The sequence below is a fragment of the Microlunatus endophyticus genome (genome assembly GCF_014646195.1).
Taxonomy (GTDB): domain Bacteria; phylum Actinomycetota; class Actinomycetes; order Propionibacteriales; family Propionibacteriaceae; genus Microlunatus; species Microlunatus endophyticus.
This window is the reverse complement of sequence record NZ_BMMZ01000002.1, coordinates 655531-675599: the sequence shown is the minus strand read 5'-3', so window position 1 is coordinate 675599 and position 20069 is coordinate 655531. Positions and strand designations below refer to the sequence as shown.

At 68.0% G+C, this 20069-nt stretch carries 22 protein-coding genes; 12 read left to right on the top strand and 10 right to left on the bottom strand.

Going from position 1 to position 20069, the window contains the following annotated elements; all coding sequences use genetic code 11:
- Positions 1–91: 91 nt before the first annotated feature.
- On the bottom strand, positions 92–1159 hold the full coding sequence (locus tag IEY07_RS06855; protein ID WP_188894386.1) for a helix-turn-helix transcriptional regulator: 1068 nt from the start codon (positions 1157–1159) through the stop codon (positions 92–94).
- 61 nt (positions 1160–1220) lie between these two features.
- Here IEY07_RS06855 and IEY07_RS06850 point away from each other — a divergent pair, with 61 nt between their 5' ends.
- A complete protein-coding gene (locus IEY07_RS06850) occupies positions 1221–1628 on the top strand; it encodes a VOC family protein (protein WP_229669786.1) in 408 nt (135 codons plus the stop codon).
- A 32-nt stretch (positions 1629–1660) separates the two neighbouring features.
- Here IEY07_RS06850 and IEY07_RS06845 read toward each other — a convergent pair whose 3' ends face one another.
- From IEY07_RS06845 to IEY07_RS06830, 4 genes are all read right to left on the bottom strand, one after another.
- On the bottom strand, positions 1661–2038 hold the full coding sequence (locus tag IEY07_RS06845; RefSeq protein WP_188894385.1) for a VOC family protein: 378 nt from the start codon (positions 2036–2038) through the stop codon (positions 1661–1663).
- A 19-nt stretch (positions 2039–2057) separates the two neighbouring features.
- Positions 2058–3419 (bottom strand): ABC1 kinase family protein, encoded by a 1362-nt coding sequence (locus tag IEY07_RS06840; RefSeq protein WP_188894384.1) that lies wholly within the window; start codon positions 3417–3419, stop codon positions 2058–2060.
- A 50-nt stretch (positions 3420–3469) separates the two neighbouring features.
- A complete protein-coding gene (locus IEY07_RS06835) occupies positions 3470–4462 on the bottom strand; it encodes a ThiF family adenylyltransferase (protein WP_188894383.1) in 993 nt (330 codons plus the stop codon).
- Between the two features lie 199 nt (positions 4463–4661).
- Positions 4662–4820 (bottom strand): DUF5679 domain-containing protein, encoded by a 159-nt coding sequence (locus IEY07_RS06830; RefSeq protein WP_188894382.1) that lies wholly within the window; start codon positions 4818–4820, stop codon positions 4662–4664.
- 656 nt (positions 4821–5476) lie between these two features.
- On the opposite strand from IEY07_RS06830, the gene IEY07_RS06825 reads away from it, so the two are divergent.
- Both IEY07_RS06825 and IEY07_RS06820 read left to right on the top strand, forming a co-directional pair.
- A complete protein-coding gene (locus IEY07_RS06825) occupies positions 5477–6124 on the top strand; it encodes a M48 metallopeptidase family protein (protein WP_188894381.1) in 648 nt (215 codons plus the stop codon).
- 9 nt (positions 6125–6133) lie between these two features.
- Complete coding sequence (locus IEY07_RS06820) at positions 6134–6871, top strand: hypothetical protein (RefSeq protein WP_188894380.1); 738 nt, start codon at positions 6134–6136, stop codon at positions 6869–6871.
- Positions 6872–6886: 15 nt separating this feature from the next.
- On the opposite strand, the gene IEY07_RS06815 is transcribed toward IEY07_RS06820, so the two are convergent.
- Together IEY07_RS06815 and IEY07_RS06810 are read right to left on the bottom strand one after the other, a co-directional pair.
- Positions 6887–7441 (bottom strand): NUDIX hydrolase, encoded by a 555-nt coding sequence (locus tag IEY07_RS06815; protein WP_188894379.1) that lies wholly within the window; start codon positions 7439–7441, stop codon positions 6887–6889.
- A complete protein-coding gene (locus IEY07_RS06810; RefSeq protein WP_188894378.1) occupies positions 7438–9063 on the bottom strand; it encodes a zinc-dependent metalloprotease in 1626 nt (541 codons plus the stop codon). Before IEY07_RS06810 ends, IEY07_RS06815 begins: the two co-directional genes overlap by 4 nt.
- A 190-nt stretch (positions 9064–9253) precedes the next feature.
- On the opposite strand from IEY07_RS06810, the gene IEY07_RS06805 reads away from it, so the two are divergent.
- The 5 genes from IEY07_RS06805 to IEY07_RS06785 all read left to right on the top strand — a co-directional run bounded on the left by IEY07_RS06805 (position 9254) and on the right by IEY07_RS06785 (position 15141).
- On the top strand, positions 9254–9724 hold the full coding sequence (locus IEY07_RS06805) for a molybdenum cofactor biosynthesis protein MoaE (protein ID WP_188894377.1): 471 nt from the start codon (positions 9254–9256) through the stop codon (positions 9722–9724).
- A complete protein-coding gene (locus IEY07_RS06800; protein ID WP_188894376.1) occupies positions 9721–10755 on the top strand; it encodes a YlbL family protein in 1035 nt (344 codons plus the stop codon). The genes IEY07_RS06805 and IEY07_RS06800 overlap by 4 nt, the downstream gene beginning before the upstream one ends.
- A gap of 164 nt (positions 10756–10919) precedes the next feature.
- Positions 10920–11549, top strand: a complete 630-nt coding sequence (locus IEY07_RS06795) for a PPA1309 family protein (protein ID WP_188894375.1) — start codon at positions 10920–10922, stop codon at positions 11547–11549.
- Entirely contained in the window at positions 11546–14434 is a 2889-nt protein-coding gene (locus IEY07_RS06790) for a UPF0182 family membrane protein (protein ID WP_188894374.1), read from the top strand. The genes IEY07_RS06795 and IEY07_RS06790 overlap by 4 nt, the downstream gene beginning before the upstream one ends.
- A gap of 92 nt (positions 14435–14526) precedes the next feature.
- Positions 14527–15141, top strand: a complete 615-nt coding sequence (locus IEY07_RS06785; RefSeq protein ID WP_188894373.1) for a DUF4190 domain-containing protein — start codon at positions 14527–14529, stop codon at positions 15139–15141.
- A 5-nt stretch (positions 15142–15146) separates the two neighbouring features.
- On the opposite strand, the gene IEY07_RS06780 is transcribed toward IEY07_RS06785, so the two are convergent.
- From IEY07_RS06780 to IEY07_RS06770, 3 genes are read right to left on the bottom strand one after another with little or no spacing between them, the layout of a single operon-like run.
- Positions 15147–15416, bottom strand: coding sequence for a hypothetical protein (locus IEY07_RS06780; protein ID WP_188894372.1), 270 nt, complete (start codon positions 15414–15416; stop codon positions 15147–15149).
- Complete coding sequence (locus IEY07_RS06775; protein ID WP_188894371.1) at positions 15413–16171, bottom strand: M48 family metalloprotease; 759 nt, start codon at positions 16169–16171, stop codon at positions 15413–15415. The genes IEY07_RS06780 and IEY07_RS06775 overlap by 4 nt, the downstream gene beginning before the upstream one ends.
- Positions 16172–16174: 3 nt before the next feature.
- Positions 16175–16561, bottom strand: a complete 387-nt coding sequence (locus IEY07_RS06770) for a BlaI/MecI/CopY family transcriptional regulator (RefSeq protein WP_229669785.1) — start codon at positions 16559–16561, stop codon at positions 16175–16177.
- A 99-nt stretch (positions 16562–16660) separates the two neighbouring features.
- Here IEY07_RS06770 and IEY07_RS06765 point away from each other — a divergent pair, with 99 nt between their 5' ends.
- From IEY07_RS06765 to IEY07_RS06750, 4 genes are all read left to right on the top strand, one after another.
- The gene (locus IEY07_RS06765; protein WP_188894370.1) at positions 16661–17140 is read left to right on the top strand and encodes a DUF2231 domain-containing protein; all 480 of its coding nucleotides are present in this window, start codon (positions 16661–16663) and stop codon (positions 17138–17140) included.
- 143 nt (positions 17141–17283) lie between these two features.
- The gene (locus IEY07_RS06760; protein WP_229669784.1) at positions 17284–18693 is read left to right on the top strand and encodes a ferredoxin reductase family protein; all 1410 of its coding nucleotides are present in this window, start codon (positions 17284–17286) and stop codon (positions 18691–18693) included.
- 4 nt (positions 18694–18697) lie between these two features.
- Positions 18698–19177 carry an FMN-binding protein gene (locus IEY07_RS06755; RefSeq protein WP_188894369.1) on the top strand — a complete coding sequence of 160 codons (480 nt, stop codon included), beginning with the start codon at positions 18698–18700 and terminating at the stop codon, positions 19175–19177.
- Entirely contained in the window at positions 19174–19986 is an 813-nt protein-coding gene (locus IEY07_RS06750) for an FAD:protein FMN transferase (protein WP_229669783.1), read from the top strand. The genes IEY07_RS06755 and IEY07_RS06750 overlap by 4 nt, the downstream gene beginning before the upstream one ends.
- Positions 19987–20069: the final 83 nt, after the last annotated feature.

The following is a 20069-nucleotide window of genomic DNA, read 5'->3' as shown; positions in this document are numbered from 1 at the left end:
CCACACCATCCGGCTTTGGCTCGGCCGGGCGCTCGCCTGAGCACGGATCGCCCACAAGATAACCACCATCGCCGAGGCCCGGCGGAACGGCTCAACCCGTTCCGCCGGGCCTTCGGCCTGTCTTGTCGGCGGAGTGGACGAGTCGATCGGCCAGTCGCCGTACGCCCTCACGGAGGTCGTCCGGTTCCTCGATGACGAAGGGCCGGTCCAGAACGGCCAGCAGCCCGGGGATCCAGCCGAGATCCTCCACCTGCAACCGCAGCAGCAGCCAGCCGGCCGTGGCATCGTGATCTTCGGGGCTGTCCTGGTCTGGGCTGTTCTGGTCTGGGCTGTTCTGGTCTGGGCTGTTCTGGTCGGTGACGTCCTCAATGGAGGCGACGCTTGCAGGAAACACCCGCCGGGCCTCAGTTGTCGTCGCCCGGATCCGGATCCGGACCTGGTGGGTCCACGGCGTCCGGGCCAGGGCGGACAGCACAGCGGCGGTCGGATCGAACCCGGCCGGCGCCGGCCGAAAACTGCCGGGTAGCAGATCGGCTCGGATGATCCGATCAACCCGGAAGCTGCGCAGTTCTCCGGAGGCTGAGTCCTGGCCGGTGACGTACCACCGGCCTGCATGCGACACCACGCCGTACGGAGAGAGGGTGCGTTCGCTGCCGGTGCCCGAACGGTCCCTGTAGCCGATCCGGACCGGCACCCGGTCGCGTACGGCACCGGCGAGCGTGAGTAGGACGCCGGTCCCGGTCGATACACCGGGACGCTCGTCGACCGTGAATCCCACTGTTTCGATGAGCGCATCCAACCGCTGCCGGACTGTGTCCGGCAGCACCCGGCGGATCTTGGCGATCGCCGACTCGGTCGCCGCGGGCGGTGTCGTCAGCAGACCCGCGTGCCGGCCGGCGAGCAGTCCGAGGACAACCGCGAGCGACTCGTCGTCACTGAGCATCAGCGGCGGCATCCGATACCCGCGGGCCAGCCGGTAGCCGCCGTATCGACCACGCACTGAGGTGACCGGGATCCCGAGCTCGTCGAGATGGTCGACATACCGGCGTACGGTCCGTTCGTCGACCCCGAGCCGGTCGGCGAGGTCGGCGACCGTACGGGTCCCGCCGGCCTGCAGGATCTCCAGCAGGGCGAGTACGCGTCCGGTCGGTCGGCTCATGAAGGACAGTCTCTCGCATTACCGGGCGGATTCTGCCCGGTATCGGCTCTACGGTTGCGCCATGACTCGATCCATGAACTTCATCTCCGTCCGCATCATCACCGACGACGTCCCGGCTCTGGTCCGGTTCTACGAAGAGCTCACCGGGCTCGACGCCCGCTGGGCCGCTCCTGAATTCGCCGAGATCGTGACCGACGGCTGCACGTTGGCGATCGGCAGCACCCGCACCATGCAGCTCTTCGGCCCGGACATCGCCAGGGCGGCCGCCAATCGCACGGCCATCCTGGAATTCATCGTCGAGGACGTGGACCGGGAATTCGAGCGGGTCGGCAACCTAGGCGAGGTCGTGCAGCAGCCGACGACGATGCCGTGGGGCAACCGGTCGCTGCTGCTGCGGGACCCGGACGGCAACCTCGTCAACCTGTTCACGCCCCAGACCGCCGAGGCAGCGGCTCGTTTCACCCGCTGACCGGGGTCAGCGGGCCCGGTCCGGATGCCGGTTCAGTCGCCCTCGTTGGCCGTGTGGCAGACAGCCTCGACGTTGTTGCCTTCCAGGTCCCGTACGAAGACCGCGTAGTAGTGCTCGTGGTATTCGGGCCACATCCGAGGCTCGTGCAGGATCTCGACACCGAAGGTCCGGGCGGCTTCGCCGAAGGCGCGGACGTGGTCGGCGTCGGGAGCCGTGAAGGCGATGTGGTTCTCGCGGTTGGCGCCGACGCCGTCGAAGGTCGAGATCCAGAACTGTGGCTGCTGGGTGCCGTACCCGACGGCTTGTCCGAAGTCCATCAGCCGGCGGTGGCCGAGGGTGCCGAGCACGGCGTCGTAGAACCTCGACGCGGCGGCCATGTCCTCTACGTTGATGCCGAAATGATCGATCACAGATCGATCGTGCCCCAATTCAGGCCGGTTCGGGGGCGAATCCGGGAAGGAACTCGTCCAGGACGGAATGGAAGTCTGCGGTGATGCCGAGCTGGGAGAGCACTGCGATGCCGCCCATCCAGACGCGGTGGATCAGCAGATAGTCGGTCGGCAGGTTGAACGCCCGGCCGAATTCCCGGGCCGCCACCGAGTCCTCATTGGCGTCGCGGTAGATCTGCTGGGTCCAGGCCCGGGTGAAGGAGAACCGGTCGGCCTGGGCCGGCTCGACGAATGGCCGCAGGTAGTCCATCACCATCTCCGCGTCCACGTCTTGGGTCAGGAATCCCTCCCGCCGCAGCCCGGCAACGGCCGCCTCGTCGTCGCCGCTCATCGCGATCCGCAGGATCCGTCCGATCTCGGACGGCAGGCCGTCGGGCAGCCGGGCGATCAGGCCGAAGTCGACCGCGCCCAGGCGGCCGTCGGGGAGCACCTTGAAGTTGCCGGGATGCGGGTCGGCGTGCAGCAGCCCGACCCGGCTCGGCCCGGCGAACAGGAAGCGCACGTATTTCAGTCCGGCTTCGTTGCGAGGCTCGGTCTCCCAGTCGGCGATCGTGGTCAGCGGTACGCCCTCGACCCACTCGCTGATCAGCACCCTCGGAGTGTGCGCGACCACGTTCGGGACGAAGAACTCCGGGTCGCCGTCCAGGCCGTCGGCGAATGCCTGCTGGGATTCGGCCTCCAGCCGGTAGTCCAACTCCTCGTCGATCCGGGCGGCGAACTCCTCGGCGATCTCGCGAACATTCATCCCGCCGGCCAGTGGCCCGGCGATAGCCGCCATCCGTCCGAGTTGTCTCAAGTCGGCGCGCAACGCCTCGTCCGCTCCGGGGTATTGGACTTTGACCGCAACCTCGCGGCCGTCGGCCCAGGCGGCCCGATGCACCTGCCCGATCGAGGCGGCCGCCGCCGGCCGTGGATCGAAGCGCTCGAAATTGGATCGCCAGTCCGGGCCGAGTTCCCGCGCCAGGACGGCATGCACCCGCGAGGTCGGCATCGGGGGAGCCGAATCCCGCAGCATCGACAACTTTTCGCGGTACGGCGCAGCGACCTCGTCCGGCAGGTACGACTCCATCATGCTCATCATCTGGCCGACCTTCATCGCGCCGCCTTTGAGCTCGCCCAGCACCCGGAACAGCTGGTCAGCCGTCCGAGCCCGTAACTCCTCGTTGACCGAGTCGGCGGTCGCACCGCCGATCCGTCGGCCGAGACCGAGTGTCCTGCGGCCGGCGTAGCCCAAGGGCAGGCTCGCTAGCCGGGCACTGCGACGGAAGGCTGAACGCGCCAGTGAATCGCGCTCGCGTCTCGGGTTGTCTCGTGGCGTGTCCCGCGGCGTGTCCGAACCCATACCCCCATTGTGGCTCAGCCGTTCGGGCGCTTCACCAACGGCGCCGCGGGTCAGCTGATCCATGAGCACCCGCACGCGGGATGCATCGGCCATGGTCGGACGCGCAGTTCGAAGTCGTCGGCGGTCAGTTCGAAGGTGCCGCCACCGCTGCCGGGGTTTCCGCCGCCGGCCCAGCAGGCGATCTGGACAGCGGCGGTGCTGGCCGCCCACGCGGCCAGCATCGGCAGCACCGGCAGCCGGATCCGGCAGAGCTGGGTCAGCAACCCGGGCCAGGCCGGATCGGCGTCCCGTCGGACCCGGTCCAGACAGCCGAGACAGGGCGTACGGCCGGGGAGCACGAACGGGCCGATCACCGCGCCTGCCTGCATCGGGCGGACGTACAGGTGCGGATGGTCGGAGCGGACGTAATCGTCCCCGATCGCCCGGTCCGGCTCGGCGCGGTCGACGGCGATCACCGTCAGGTCCGGCGGCGGGTGGTCGGGCTTGTTCCAGTGCCGGGCGACCTGGATGGCAGGCGGCGGGCCGGCATCGCGGTTCGGTTCGGACCGGGACCGTGATCGGGCCCGGAGCCGCAGTGCCTCGGCCTGGGTCGTCGCCAATCCGGGGCGCGGATGGATGCCTGGGTCGACCGGATCGGGGTCGACGATGTCCAGCCGGGAGATGCCTGCTCGCAGCAGTGCGGTCGCCACCGCCAGGCCGAGCACACCCGCTCCGATCAGCCGGATTCGCAACCGTTGGGTCGGCGTGGCGGTGGGCGTCCCGGGGCGGGTGAGCAGTCCAGCGGCGTCAATCCCGCGGACGAGCTGCAGCGCCGTCTCCGGCTCGATCCCGTACGACCTGGCGATCATCGCCAGGTCGGGGAGGGAGATGCTGCCGTCCAACAACGCCAGCAGATCCTCGAAGTGGTCGGGTACTCCGGACAGAACCAGTCCGGTGCCAGCATCGGTGCCCAGCTGCAACTCATCCGGGCCACGCCGGAGAACAGGGATCCACGGAGCAAGTCGCGGTCGCTCGGCTGTGTCTCCTGCACTCTGATCGGGCACAGCAGCGATTGTGCGGCGTCCCCGACATCCGTGGTTCCCGTTGTCCACAGGGACGTGCACGGGCCGGCGATGAGTCGCATGCGTGCACGACGCGTCGTCAACGACGGGGCCGGACGTACGGCCTGCGGAATCGCGACCCGGACATGCCGACGGGACGGCACCCGTCAGGGCACCGTCCCGTGTCAGGCTCTTGGGCTGGTCAGGCCTTGCCGAGGATGCGGTTCAGGTTGGTGCCGCATACCGGGCACTTGGCCTTGGCCATCCGGGTGCCCTTGTCGTTCACCTGGACCTCGCCGGTGGCCTCACGCTTCGCCTTGCACTTCACACAGTAAAACTCGCCACTGTAGGTCTCTGCCAACGTTCTCTCCTCGCTCGTGCGTGCGCCTGACTCGGCCGGGTCCGGCCGAGTGGCACGACGCGGTCAGATTCTCGGCTGATCCGCCGTGTCTCCGGGCGCTCATTCGCCGGTAACTCTTGTGAGTATGCCGCACGTCAGCCGCATGGGCTCCGCCTCACGACGGTGTGTCGGTACCGATTCAAGCGCTCCAGTCACCTGCGCATCAGTGACCACTTGTCTCTCTGTTCCGCGGCCACGGTACCCCGGGGCAGAAAAGACGAAACCTCCAGGAACATCGGATCGCTTGCCTTCCCCTGCGAGCGCGCCGACCATCCGGAGGTTTCGTGAACCGAACGCTATGGCCAACTCGGTCCGGCCGTCAAACCCCTGGCGTTCCCACTGTGGTGGATAACCCTGTGGATGACGTGTGCACCGGGTGGGCCGAAATGTGGAAGTGTGTCGGACAACCTCAGGTCGGACGCGTGTCGGCTTGTGGACACACCCCGTTCATCAAATGTCGGATCCTGATGCTGTGCGGTCACACTCTGAGACATCGGACCCGACGACTAGTGTCGCTGAGCACCCACTGCGGCCCCGACGGGCGACACTTGATGACGGGCGAAACTTGATGACGCGCGACAATTGATGCCGGAGCGACCCGAATTGGAGGAGGTTTGATGGCAGGACGTCAGCGACAACCGTCCGTCGATCAGCCATCCCTTCTCGAGGTCGGCGGCCCTTCGCCGCTGGTACAGCCGACCAGGCCCGAACCGGACAGCAGACCCGAGCTGCTCGATCCGTCGGCAACCCCCAAGATCGTCGTGCGGCGCAGTGCCCGCCGGAAGCGCACGGTCACCGCCTACCGGGACGCCGACACGATCGTGGTGCTGATCCCGCAGCGGATGACCAAGACCGACGAGCAGGTCTACGTCGAGGACATGGTCGCCAAGGTGCTGGCCCGGGAGTCCCGGACCGGCGCACCGCGCGGCGACCAGGCGTTGTTCCGGCGTGCGCAGGACTTGTCCGAGCGCTACCTCGCGCCGCAACTGGGACAGGCGCCGAAGCCGGCTTCGGTGTCGTGGGTCCGCAACCAGAACCACCGATGGGGTTCGTGCACGCCGAGCTCGGCGACGATCCGGCTGTCCGACCGGATGCAGCCGATGCCGGCCTGGGTGGTCGACTACGTCCTGCTGCACGAATTGGCGCATCTGGTCGAGGCGGCGCACTCGGCCAGGTTCTGGCAGCTGGTCAACGTCTATCCGGACTCGGACAAGGCCCAGGGCTACCTCGAGGGCTTCCAGGCCGGCCGCTCGCAACACCCATGATGGTGGCCGATGGTCAACACTGAGTCCGGCGGCCGCTGCGCCCTGGTGTTGTCGACGTGCCGGGCCGTGCCGCCGCCCGGGATCGCAGCGGTGGCCTACGCCGATGCCTGCCTGGCAGACAGCTACGAGGTGGTGGCGACCATGACCGGGATCACTGCCGGTCTGGTCGGGGATTCGCCTTGTCTGGAAGAGATCCGTTGGCCGCAGGATCTGCTGATCACCGACGACGTCGCGTCGATCCGAGCGGTGGCCGCGCGGATGGTCGATCAAGGGTTCGCGGAGTTGATCATGCTGCCCGGCGACGTTCCCGATCTTCCCGAGCTGATCATCGCCAAGATCGCCAAGGCCTTGTCGCGGGCGGATATCGCCCTGTCACCGGAGCGCGGAGGCGATGGTCTGGCCGGCCTGGGCGTACGGCTGCCGTGGCCGGCCTGGCTCGACGGGGATCGCGTCGGCGACCTCGACCTGGACACCGATCCGTACGACCGGCTGCAGGAGTTGGCACCGCGTCGCAATCTCGTCGTGCACACACCGGGCTGGCACCGGATGCGTACGCCCGAATCGGTACACCGGCTGGACCCGGGGCTCGAGGGCTGGGACAACGTCCGGTTGTTGCTGTCCGGGCCGGGTGCCGGCACCGGCGCGTTTGCCGGTGGCACGCGGCGGGATGCCTCAACTCCGTACTCCGGCCTCGCTTCGGAGGGGAGCCGGAGTACCGGGGTGGAGCAGGAGCGGACCGGGCATTGACTGTGCGCACGGCGACTACCGGTCGGCGACCGCCACCCTGGCAGCTGCGACCAGCTGCCGTACGGAGTCGTCGACCTCGGGCAATTGATCGCAGGCGAACCAGCGCACGTCGTCGGACTCGTCGGAGACGACAGCCGGAGTGACCTCGTCGGCGACCGCCAGGAACTGCAGGTCCAGGTGGAACGTCGGCGTGGCCGGGCCACAGACCACCTGATGCCGGGACAACAGCAGCAGCGGTCCGAGTCGGAGATCGGCCAGCCCGGACTCCTCGGTCGCTTCCCGGAGTGCGGCGGACGGCAGATCTCGATCACCGGGCTCCAGATGTCCGCCGGTCTGCAGCCAGCGGCCGATCTTGCGATGCAGGGTGAGCAGGACCTGGTCGCCGGCGGCCGAGATGATCATGGCGCTGGCGGTCAGGTGCCGGCCGGGGCTGGATCTGGCCCAGCCGTCGTCCGGTCGGTCGTCGAGATGATCACGGTAGAGCCGCCGCAGCGCTGCCTGTCCGCGATCCGGGGGATCCCAGGTGGTCAGGACTTCGCGTGCCGATTCGGTGAGGCGGTGCCGACTCACTCCCGGGGATCGCCCGGTGCGTCGTCGCCCGGCTCCTGCTCGCCCGGCTCCTGCTCGCCCGGCTTCGTGTCGCTGTCCTTCGTGTCGCTGTCCTTGAGCAACTCGGCCAGCGCCGCGTCGAAGGCGTCGTCCGCATCGGACTTGGTCGCACCCCTGGCATAGCCGATCGGGTCGTCGAGATCGGCAGAACCCGGCAACAGGTCCGGGTGGGCCCAGATCGCGTCCCGGCCATCGGCGCCGCGTTCGGCCCGTACGGCGGCCCAAAGGTTTGCCGCATCGCGCAGCCGACGCGGTCGCAACTCCAGTCCGACCAGGGTGGCGAAGGTCGCCTCGGCCGGGCCGCCGGTCGCACGCTGACGGCGCACCATCTCCGCGATCGCTTCGGCTGCGGGCATCCAACGGGCGGTGGCCTGTCCGACGACATCGTCCACCCAGCCCTCGACCAGGGCCAGCATCGTCTCCAGCCGTTCCAGCGTCGCCTGCTGTGCCGGAGTCTTCTGCGGCTCGAACAAGCCGCCCTCAAGCACCGAGGACAGGTCCTCCAGGTTGCCGGAGTCGATCTCGCCGACGGCCTGTTCGAGGGCCGAGGTGTCGATCGTGATGCCGCGGGCGTATTCGGCGATCAGCGCGTACATCTGCTCTTGCAGCCACGGGGCAGAGCCGTACAGTCGCAGCCGGGCGGCCTCACGCAGGGCGAGGTAGATCTGGACGTCGGAGCCGGACTGCTCCAAGCCCTCGGCGAATTTCGCCACATTGGTCGGCAGCATGGCCAGTTGCCCGCCCGGTGCGAGCGGCAGCCCGATGTCGGTGCTGCCGACCACCTCGCTCGCCAGCTGCCCGAGCGCTTGTCCGACCTGCAGGCCGAACATGCTGGCCCCGGAGTTGCGCAGCATCGGCCGCAGCATCTGCTCCAGTCCCTGCATCTGCGGCGGCAGTCCCGGGTGGTCCTCACCGCCCAGTGACATCGCGCCCTCCATCGCGTCGGCGATGTGGGTGGCGACCGGTTCGATCAGCCGCTGCCAGACCGGCATCGTCCGTTCGACCCAGTCGGCTCGGCTCCAGGCCGCCACCGTACGGGCGGCACGTGGGAATCCGGTGGCATCGTCCAGCCAGGTCTCGGCCAGCGACAGCGCCTCACGCACCTCGCGCTGCTGACCGTCGTGCGGGGTGGGATCCGGTCCGAGGCCGGCAACTGTCTTGCGGGCGGTGTCCTTGCTGAGGTCCCAGTTGACACCGCCGTCCGGCGCGGCGCCGCCGAACATGCCGGCGGAGCCGCTGAACATCGCGAAGGCGTTCTGCAACTGCTGGAAGAACGCGTTCATGTCCTGGCCCTGGGCGCCGGGCTGACCCGGTTGGCCGAGGGCGCCGAACAGCGCCTCGAACGGATTCTGGCCGGGATTCTGATTGCCGGGCGTGCCAAATCCCGCACCCCCGAACCCGATCGGCCCGTTGCCGGGAGCGGCGGGGGAATGCTCGCCCGGGGTCGGGCCGAGCGGACGCTGGCCACCGTCGCCCTGCTGGCCACCGTTGCCCTGCGCATCGCGGTCGCTGTCGGACGAGCCGGTGTCGGGCAGGGGGTCCTCGGGCAGATCCTCGTCGTCGGGTCGCGGATCGTCAGCCATGATCACTGCTCCTGTTGCATAGCTCGTCATCTCCGGGTGCACAGAACTCTGCGCACCCGCCTGCCAGGCGCCCTGAGTCCACCAGACTCAAGTCCTGAGGATCCATTGAAGCGCACCTGCCCAACTCGATCGAAGCGGTCCCGGCCGTGTTCGCTCCCAGCGGAGTCGGCCGACCGATTAAGGTCGAGTCATGCAACAGAAGGTGCGTGCCGCCCGGCTGCTGGACGAGCCGCTCAGCGTGGACCGGGTGGTCGCCGCGGTCACGGATCCGGCCGTCGGCGGCATCGTGACCTTCATCGGCGCCGTCCGCGACCACGACCGCCCCACGCTCCAGGATTCCGGCACGCTCCAGGATCCCGACCCGGGCGAACGCGGCGTGGTTGCGCTCGACTACACCGCGCACCCGTCGGCTGCCGACCGGCTGGTCGAGGTGGCGGAGCGCGCTGCCGCGGTCGAGGGCGTCCATGCCGTCGCGGTCGAACACCGGATCGGCCACCTCGAGGTCGGCGACCTGGCCGTGGTGATCGCCGTCGGCGCCGCGCACCGTGCCGAGGCGTTCGCCAGTTGCCGGCAGTTGATCGACGAGCTCAAGAGTGGCGTACCGATCTGGAAGGAACAGACCTTCCTCGACGGCGTCTCGGAGTGGGTCGGCCTGCCATGACCCGGCAGACCTGGACCGCATTCGTCGCAGCCGTCGCCTTCGTACTCACCGCGGTCGGCCTGGTCGTGCTGCCGGTCCCGTACGTCAGCTGGACGCCGGGATCGGTCACCGACACCCTCGGCAAGGTCAACAACACCCCGGTGATCAGCATCAGCGGAATCACCACCTATCCCAGCCGGGGACAGCTTGACCTGACGACCGTCTCCGAGACCCGCGCCGATGCGCGGCTCTCGTTGCCGGAGGCGTTGCTGTCCTATTGGCTGCCGCACCGTGACACGTTGCCACGGGAGGCGATCTACCCGTCGGGAAAGACCGCCGACCAGGTCAACAGCGAGAGCCGGGTGATGATGGAGACGTCCCAGAGCAACGCGGTGGTGGCCGCTCTCCGGGCGGCAGGGCAACCGGTCACCCAGCGTCCCGCGGTGGCGTCGGTGACGGTCGGAAGCGCGGCGTACAACAAGCTGCAGCCCGGCGACCTGATCACCGCGATCAACGGCACCAAGGTGACCAGCAACCAGCAGGCCACCGATATTATCCGCGGCCGGACCGCCGGCAGCACACTGATCTTCGACGTGATCCGGGACCGGACGGCGAAAGTGGTGCGCTTCAACAGTTCCGCCTCCACCGGCGGTTCGGACCTGTCCGGCATCACGATCGGCGACGGCTTCGAGTACGCGCCCCGGATCTCCTTCGACCTGGGCGAACAGATCGGCGGTCCGAGCGCGGGCCTGATCTTCTCCCTGGCGATCTACGACAAGATCACCCCCGGCTCGCTGACCGGTGACCGGCGGATCGCGGGCACCGGCACCATCGACGCGTCCGGAAACGTCGGCGCGATCGGCGGCATCCAACAGAAGATCGCCGGTGCGTCGAACGCCGGCGCCTCGGTCTTCCTGGTGCCCGCCCCCAATTGCGGCGACCTTGCGGGCGTACGAACCCACCTGACCCTGGTCAAGGTCACCAGCCTGCAGAGCGCGATCGATGCCATCAACGCCGTGGACAAGGGATCGCACTCGCTGCCGCACTGCTGACGACCGCCCGATCCACGACGTCGAACGACGGTTGGACAGCGCCAACCGGTAACGGATCCGACGGCTCGTTCGTTCCCACGGGTAGCCTCTGCCCGACAGGCAGAACGTCGACAGCCCGAACGTCGACAGCCAGAACGAAGCAGCAGGATCACCGGAACAGGACGATGAGCGAGAATCAGACACCATCCGACCAGCAGCCGCGGGCCCTCAGTGAGGGCGGCGAGGAGATCCTGGACGGCTCCGACGCCCTGGCCGCCGCACTGATCGAACTGGAGCGCCACATCGGTCAGGCCGGCTGGGACCAAGCGCCGCGGCTCTTCGCGCTGGTCAACACCGACTCGATGCTCGCCGCCGAGCCGCAGCTGGCCACCCAGCTCGGGCTGCGGGGCAGTGCCGAGGGCGGGCATCCGGATGCGCTGACCGCGGTCGAGCAAGATCAGTTCCGGCCCGGTGAGGACCTGCTGGCCGATCTCTCGACGATCTTCTGGCCCGAGACGGTCTTCGGCTGCGCGCTGAGCCTGGAGAGCACCTTCCTGCCGTCCGGGGCCGACGCCGACATCCCGGATGATCCCGCGCTCGCCGCGGCGTACGTCGCCCAGCACGAGCAACGCCTCGAGCTGCGGGTGGTGATGGGAGTCGACCGGGCCGGCAACACCCACGGGGTGGCTCGGTTGCGCAATGACCCCGATGAGCTGCTCGGCTCGCCGGACCTCGTGCCCGGGCTGACCGAGGCGCTGGCCCAGACGCTGACCGATCCCGAGGATTCGGCGTCCGACCAGGAGGGGCAGCAGTGAGCACCCCGACCTTGCGCCTGGGCAGGCGGCGCAGCGCGGTCCTGCCGTTCCTGATCATCGTCGCCGCACTGATCGTCGTGCTGGCGATCTACACCACCATCTGGACGAATCGGTTGTGGTTCGCCTCGCTCGGTTACTCCTCGGTCTACACCCATCTGCTGCTGGTGAGGATCGGCCTGTTCGTCTCCTTCGGGCTGATCATGGCGGCCGTGGTCGCGGCCAACGTGGCGATCGCCCACCGGGTGCGGCCGCGCAGTCGAGGCGGGGCAGCCACCAGTCCGATGCTCGAGCGCTATCGGATGATGCTGGAATCGCGGTTCACCATCGTGATGGTGGTGCTGGCCGTGATCGCCGGCCTGTTCGCCGGCGGCATCTCGACCGGACAGGCGCAGACCTATCTCGCCTGGGTCAACCGGACACCGTTCGGTACCACGGATCCCAAATTCGGGATCGACGTCTCGTTCTTCGTGTTCGGCTATCCCTGGCTGCGCTACATCCTCTCCTTCGTCTTCACCACGTTGATCCTGAGTGCGATCGCCGCCGCGATCGTGCATTACGTGCTGGGCGCGATCCGGCTGAACGCGCCGCGCCGTGGCGGCACCTCCGCTGCGCAGGCGCACCTGTCGATCCTGGTCGGCCTGGCCGTGCTGGTCCGCGGCGTGCAGTACTGGTTCGACCGCTACGGGCTGGAGATCAACGATGGGCCGCGCTTCACCGGTCTGCGCTACACCACTGATCACGCGACGGTGAATGCCCAGACCATCCTGGCCGTGATCGCTGTGATCTGTGCGGTGCTGTTCTTCGCCAACGGCGTGCTGCGCCGCTGGGTGGTGCCGACCATCGGTCTGGTGCTGATGATCATGTCGGCGATCATCCTCGGCATGGTGTATCCGGCGATCGTCCAGGGCTTCACCGCAGGCCCGAACGAGCCGGACAAGGAACGCACCTACATCCAGCAGAACATCAACGCGACCCGGGCGGCGTACGGCCTGACCGACACCAAGGAGATCAACTACAACGCCAAGACCACGGCCACGGCGGGGCAGTTGAAACAGGACGCGTCGGTGCTGCCGAGCATCCGCTTGATGGACCCGGCCAAGGTCGTGCAGTCCTTCGAGCAGTTGCAACAGGTCAAGGGCTACTACCAGTTCCCGAGTGAACTGGACGTGGACCGCTACCAGCTCAACGGGAGCTCGACCGACACCGACACCGTGGTAGCGGCGCGCGAGCTCAACATGAGCGGGATCCAGAATCCGAACTGGAATCTGCTGCACACCGTCTACACCCATGGCTACGGTCTGGTGGCGGCGTACGGCAGCAAGGCCGGAGATCAGGGCGAGCCGGACTGGATCGAAAGCGATCTTCCTCCCACCGGTGCGCTGGACGAGAAGCAGTCGCGGATCTATTACGGCGAGATGTTCGACTCCGGCAACGACTACTCGATCGTCGGGGCCAAGCCCAGCGGCAACTCGCTGGAGTTGGACACGCCGACCGGTGGCGTCGGGAACGGGCCGAAGTACAACACCTACAACGGCAGCGGTGGCGTCAAGCTCAACGGCTGGCGCCGGATCCTCTATGCGCTGAAGTACTTCGACGCCAACATCCTGCTCTCCAACCGCACCCGCGGTGACAACGTGAAGATCCTCTACGACCGTGACCCCAAGGAGATGGTCGAGAAGGTGGCTCCGTGGCTGACCGTCGACCGCGACGCCTATCCGGCGGTCGTCGACGGCCGGGTGGTCTGGATCGTCGACGGTTACACGACGTCGGACAGCTATCCCAACAGCCAGCGGGTCTCCTTGCAGGACGCGACCAGCGACACCCGGACCCGGATCAACACCATCGGTGCCCAGCCGGACACCATGATCAACTACATGCGCAATTCGGTGAAGGCCGTCGTCGACGCCTATGACGGCAGCGTCAAGCTGTACGCCTGGGACGAGAACGATCCGGTGCTGAAGACCTGGGAGAAGGCCTTCCCCGGCACGGTTCTGCCGAAGTCCGACATCAGCGCCGACCTGATGAAGCACTTCCGGTACCCGCAGGACCTGTACAAGGTGCAACGGCAGATCCTCACCACCTATCACGTCACCAATGCCAGTGACTGGTTCGCCGGAAATGATCAGTGGGCGATTCCGAATGACCCGACGGTGGATTCCAACGACAACACCAAGGAACCGCCCTATTACCTGACGGTCCGGATGCCGGGTCAGAGCACCGGGTCGTTCAGTCTGACCAGTGTGTACGTCCCCAACGGCCGGCAGAACATCGCCGCCTATGCGGCGGTCAACTCCGATCCGACCAGTCCGGACTACGGGCAGTTCACGATCTTGAGAGTTCCTGCCCAGAGCCAGATCGACGGGCCGGGTCAGGCATCGAACGCGATGCGCACCAATGAGGATGTCGCGACCCTGCTGCGAAGTTTCACCCAGGCGTCGATCAAGGTCACCTATGGCAACCTGTTGACATTACCTTTGGGTGGCGGGTTGATCTATGTGCAGCCGATCTACACCCAGCAACAGGGAAGCGGCGGCGGGCAATACCCGATCCTGCGTGCGGTGGTGGTGAAGTTCGGTGCCGAGGTTGGAATCGGTACGACCTTGCAGGAGGCACTCGACCAGGTCTTCAAGGGCAATGCCGGAGCCAGTACCGGGGAGGAGTCGCCGCCGACGACCAGCACCGGTGACTCGGGCGACAGCGGCAAGGGCACCCAGACCGGGACGGCGGACGAGCAGGCAGCCCGCAGCCAGTTGGAAGCGGCGGACAAAGCGTTCCAGGCGGCCGAGGATGCGCTGAAGGCCGGGAATCTGGCCGAATACCAGGCCGAGAACAAGAAGGCCCAGGCTGCGGTCGATGCCGCGATCAAGGCGCTCGGGGGCTCCTGACCCAGGACCTGATCACCCGGACGCGTTTCTGGTCCGTTTCTCCGCTACCCTCAACCGTCGGGGTTTTCCGACGTCATTCCTATAGGGGAGCAATGAGCGAATCGAACGCGTACGGGACCGGTAGCCCGGCGTCGCAGCCGGAAGGCGCCAGCCCGTGGGCCCAACCGCCAGTTGGTTCTGATCCGCAGCAGGCGCCGCAGTACGGCCAGCCCGAGCAGTACGGGCAGCCGCCGCAGTACGGCCAGCCCGAGCAGCCGCAGCAGTATGGGCAGCCGCAGCAGTATGGGCAGCCGCAGCAGTATGGCCAACCCCAGCAGAACGGGCAGCAGCCGTATGCCCAAGAGTCCTACGCCCCACAGTCCTACGCCCAGCAGCCCGACGGGCAACAGGCGTACGGACAGCCGCCCGCATACGGACAGCCGGGTGTGCCGTACGTCCAGCCCGGCGTGGCGCCCTACGGTCTGCCCGCCAACGGCGAGCGCAAGTGGTCCGGGCTGGCGATCGCCGGTTTCGTCGCCTCGTTGATCGTGCTCGGCATCAGCCTGTTCTCCGGCATCGTCGTGATCGCCGCCCTGCCGATCATCCTCAGCGTCCGTGCACTGCCCGACATCAAGCGGAACAACAAGAAGGGCAAGGTGTTCGCGATCGCGGGCATCGTGCTCGGCGGCATCAGCGCGATCCTCTACATCGTCAACCTCGCCGGCTGACCGGTTCAGCGGTGGCGATCATCTCCGTCATGATCACCCAGCTCGGCGGCCCAATACACCCTGCCGTGCACGGTGACGGTGTCTGACGCTGCGCGCTCGAATTTGGCCTGGGTGAGCGTCGCGATCGATGCCGACGCGACGACGACGGCCAGTCCGAGGGTGACCAACGGCCACGCATGGCGAGGCTGCGGAGGCTGATACGCCCGCGAGAGGGCATGGACCCGGTCCGGCACGCCGGTCGTGGTGGCGCTCAGACCGGGGGAGCCTGCGGTCACTGTGGCCGACGATCCGGACGCCGTGCGCAGGCTGGATGTCCGCGCCAGTGCGGCCTGGCCACCGTGCGGGCGGCGAACCGGCGACTCCCGATCCGGGCAGCGGCGTCCTCGTCGGCCCAACGCTCGGTGAGCATCCGGGCGCGCCGGGCAACCGGGATCAGCAACGGGTTCGTGGCGGCAGCCAGCCGGGCCGCTTGCACCAGCAACTGGTGATGGTTGGCCAGGTGGGAGCGTTCGTGGGCGACCAGGAACCGGATCTCCTCCGGATCCAGTGTCTGCAGCATGCCGCGCGTGATCACGATCCGGCCGGAAGCGCCGAGCAGAGCCGGCACCGCGAAGGCGTCGGCGATCGGGCTTTCGGCGATGGCGACCCCGTCGTCGGCCGGTGCGAGGTCACGAAAGGCCAGCCGGGCGCGTGCCGCGGCCACCAGCACCCGGACGGATCCGACGATCCCGGCGACCAGCATGCCGATGATCAAGAGCAACAGGACGGCACCGCCGATCGGCGGCGGTGTGCCGTCATCCGGGTCGACCGTGGGGATCCAATGCCCGATCCGGGCGATCGCAAAATTCTCGGTCAGCGCGTTGAAGGCCAGGACCGCAAGGCAGAAGACGGTCGCCAGTGCGGTCGTCCCGGCCGCAGCGACCAGGAGCCGTACCGCAGTTGCCGGCGCCAGTCGTCGGCTTGCGGGATCGGCCAGGAGGCCGAGCACAACGCTGGCGACCACCGGGATCGCAGCCAGGGCGAGCAGCACCGATCACGCCTCGTCGTCGCGGTCGGCATCCGACAGTAACCGGAGCAGGACCTGCTCATCCTCCGGCGTCAGGTCGGTCACGAATCGCGCGAGGACACCTGAGCGATCGCCGCCACTGTCGAGGATCTGGCGCATCCGGCGCGCCTGGACCGATGCCTGCACCTGCTCGAGCGGGATCGGCAGCTCGTAGCTGAAGCCCCTACCGGTCCGATGCCGGACGACGATCCCCTTGGCGAGCAGCCGGGAGAGCACCGTCATCACGGTCGTATAGGCGTACTCGCCGGCGAGCCGGTCCTGGACCTCGCGAGGGGACAGCGCGGTCTCCGACGAGGCCAGGCAATCCAGGACGTCCTGTTCCAACCGGCCGGGCGAACGTCGTGCTGAAACCACTGCACCCTCCCGTCGACCAACCGACGAGCTCAGCTACTACACATTCTGTAGTAGTACGCTTCTTCGCACCATCGTGACACAGCCCGAAGGAGACCAGTCATGCCGGCGCCGCTGTTCATCACTGTATTCGGATTGCCCTTCCACCCCTTGGTCGTCCATGCGACGGTGGTCGTTGTCCCCGTTGCCGCGGTCGTGGTCCTGTTCGCCGCCGTGTGGCCGCAGTTCCGGCGGTGGATCAACTGGGGAGCTCCGGCGCTGGCGCTGCTGGCCGTCGTGTTGGACCCGCTGACCACCGCGTCCGGCGACGCGTTGCGGCATCAGCTGCCGCCGTCGCCGCTGATCGCGCGACACGCGGAACTGGCCGACGGCCTGCTGCCGTGGCTGATCGCGTTGGCGGTCGGCGCACTGGCCGTCTTCACCGCGCGCCTGCCGTGGGTGCGGCGTCGATGGACCCTGCCGCCGGTGCTGGTTGCGATCGCGACAGTGCTGGCGGTCGTTTCGGCGATCGGCAGCTTGGTCTGGGTCACCCTGGTGGGCCACGCGGGCGCGGCCGCCGCCTGGCACGGCGTCGGCGGATAGCGGCGCGGATTCCCACAGGAGGCTCACAAGCTGCGCTCGGCGGACGTCCAGCAGGCGGAGTCAGACTTCGGGCACGGCGATAATGAATCTGTCGGGGGAATCGCCGGGTCGCGGACCCGGCCGGCGTGGGTTGGATGATGATCATGGCGACAGCGACTGCGGAGCCACCGCTGGTGGTCGTCGGCGACGCTCGTGGACTCGGTCGCCATGCGCGGACGGACGCCGTCGTACGCCTCGGTACCGGGTTGCTGCTCTGGGCCGGGCTGTTGCTGATCACGTACTGGTGGGACGCCGATGGCGGCATCAATGATCTTGCTCGGCCCGCGACGGGTCTGCTGTCGATCGGTCGGCTGACCGGACTGTGGTCGGCGCACCTGCTGCTCGTCCAGGTGCTGCTGATGTCCCGGCTGCCGGCGCTGGAGAATGCGTTCGGCCGGAACCGCCTGGTCGCGATCCACCGGATCGTCGGCCTCACCTCGTTCTATCTGATGGTCGCCCACATCGTGACCATCGTCGGCGGCTATGCCTCGGCCCGCTGGTCACTGGTGCTGCCGACGACCTGGCAGTTGGTCACCGAATACGGCGGCATGCTGCTGGCCACGGCCGGAACGGTCGCGTTGATCATGGTCGTGGTCACCAGCATCAAGGCTGCCCGCAGGCGGCTGCGGTACGAGTCCTGGCACCTGATCCATCTGTACGGCTACCTCGGAGCCGGCCTGGCACTGCCACACCAGCTGTGGACCGGGCAGGAATTCCTGCGATCCCGTGGCGCGACCCTGTACTGGTGGTCGCTGTGGGGCGCGGCCGGACTGGCGGTGATCATCTGGCGTTTGATCCTGCCGATCTGGCGGTCGGTTCGCTTCGACCTGCGGGTGGCAGCCGTGATCACCGAGTCCGCGGACACCGTATCAGTGCTCCTGTCCGGCCGCCGTCTGGACCGGCTACCGGTGCAGCCCGGGCAGTTCCTGATCGTCCGGTTCCTTTCCGGGGCGGGCTGGACCAGGGCGAACCCGTTCTCCATCTCGGCCGCTGCGGACGGACAATCGCTGCGGATCACCGCCAGGGCGGTCGGCGACGGCAGTGCCCGGCTGGCCGGACTGCGGCCGGGTGTCCGGGTGGCGTTCGAAGGGCCGTACGGCCGGCTCAGTCCGCGCGCCCGCACCGTCCGGCCCGTCCTGCTGGCGGGAGCCGGCATCGGCGTGACCCCACTACGTGCCCTGGCCGAGGGCCTGGAGTATGCAGCCGGGGAGGCGACATTGCTCTACCGCTACACCGGCGAACCGTTGTTCGCCGCCGAATTCGACCGCCTGGCCGGCGCGCGCGGCCTGAAGATCCTCGCTCTGCCCGGTGCCCGGAGCGGGTCGGGCGGTGTGCTCGGTCCGGTCGCCGCCGGGCACGACGAGCTGCAGGTGCTCCGGCATTGGTTGCCCGAGCTTGTCGAGAGCGACGTCTACATCTGCGGCCCGCAGCCGTGGGCCTCCGGTCTCGAGCGTCTGGTCGCGGCCGCCGGCGTACCCGCCGATCGCATTCACACCGAGGCATTCGGGTGGTGACCGGATGAAGAAGATCGCGATCTGGATCGCCTCGACCGTGACCGTCGTGGTGCTGCTGTTCGGGTATCACACCTCGACCAACAAGACGTCGGCGCTCGGCAGCACGACCGACCAGTCGCCGGGCACGACCGTCGGCCAGTCCGGGCAGTCGTCTTCGACGCCGAGCAGCGCCCCGAGCACGTCGCCACCGAAGACTGGGACCGGCGGCAGCAAGAGCTACACCGGTGACGTCGCGCAGACCGAACGCGGACCGGTCCAGGTGAAGATCACCGTGAAGCACAAGAAGATCACCGGCGTCTCGATCCTGCAGGTGCCGTCGGAGGATCCGATGGACGTCCGGATCAACGACTATGCGGTGCCGATCCTGATCAAGGAGACGATCAGCGCCCAGAGCGCCCAGATCGACATGGTCAGTGGTGCGACGGTCACCGGCGGTGGCTACCTCGAGTCGCTGCAGTCGGCCCTGGACCGGGCGGGGATATGACGGCAGCGGCCGATCCGGGGACCGTCGCGGTGCACCGACGGGTCGAGATGATCATGGGGATGCCGATCAGCCTCGCCGTCCGCAGGACCGATGGTGTACGAGCGGGACTGGACGCTGCGTGGGCCGAGGTAGTGGCCGACCTGCGCGAGATCGACCGGATCTTCAGCACCTACCGGAATGACTCGATCATCAGCCGGCTGGGTCGCGGCGAGATCGTCCTCGATCAGTGCCCGCCCGAGGTCGGCGAGGTGTTCGGCATCGGCGCGGAGGCGAATCGTCGCAGCGGCGGCTCGTTCTCGATCATGCTGCCGACCGACGACGGTCCGCGGCTGGATCCCACCGGCGTGGTCAAGGGCTGGGCGGTGGAGCGCGTCTCACAGCTCCTGACAGAGCTTGACGACGTCGACTTCTGCCTGTCGGCGGGCGGCGACATGGTCTGCCATACGGCGACGGAGCAATCGCCGCCCTGGCGGATCGGGATCGAGGATCCGCGGGACCCGACCAAGATCATCGCGGTCGTCCCGGTGTCATGCGGGGCAGTGGCGACGTCGGGCGCGAGTCGCCGCGGTGAACACATCGTCGATGCCCGGACCGGCAGACCGCCGACCGGGATCGCCTCGGTGACGGTGATCGCCGACTCGCTGACCCGCGCCGATGTCGATGCCACCGCCGCGTACGCCCTCGGTTGCGATGCCGTCGACTGGCTGGCCCGTCAGAGCGGTCTGCTGGCACTGGTGGTTGAGCCCGACGGCCACTGCATCACGGTGGACAACCGAACCGGTACCCCGAAGATCATCGGCCGGCCCTGAAGACGAGTTCCGGCGCTCGCGCCACAGCCGCACCGACTACTGCGACTCGCACCAGCTGCACCAGGTGCGGATCGCGGCAGCGG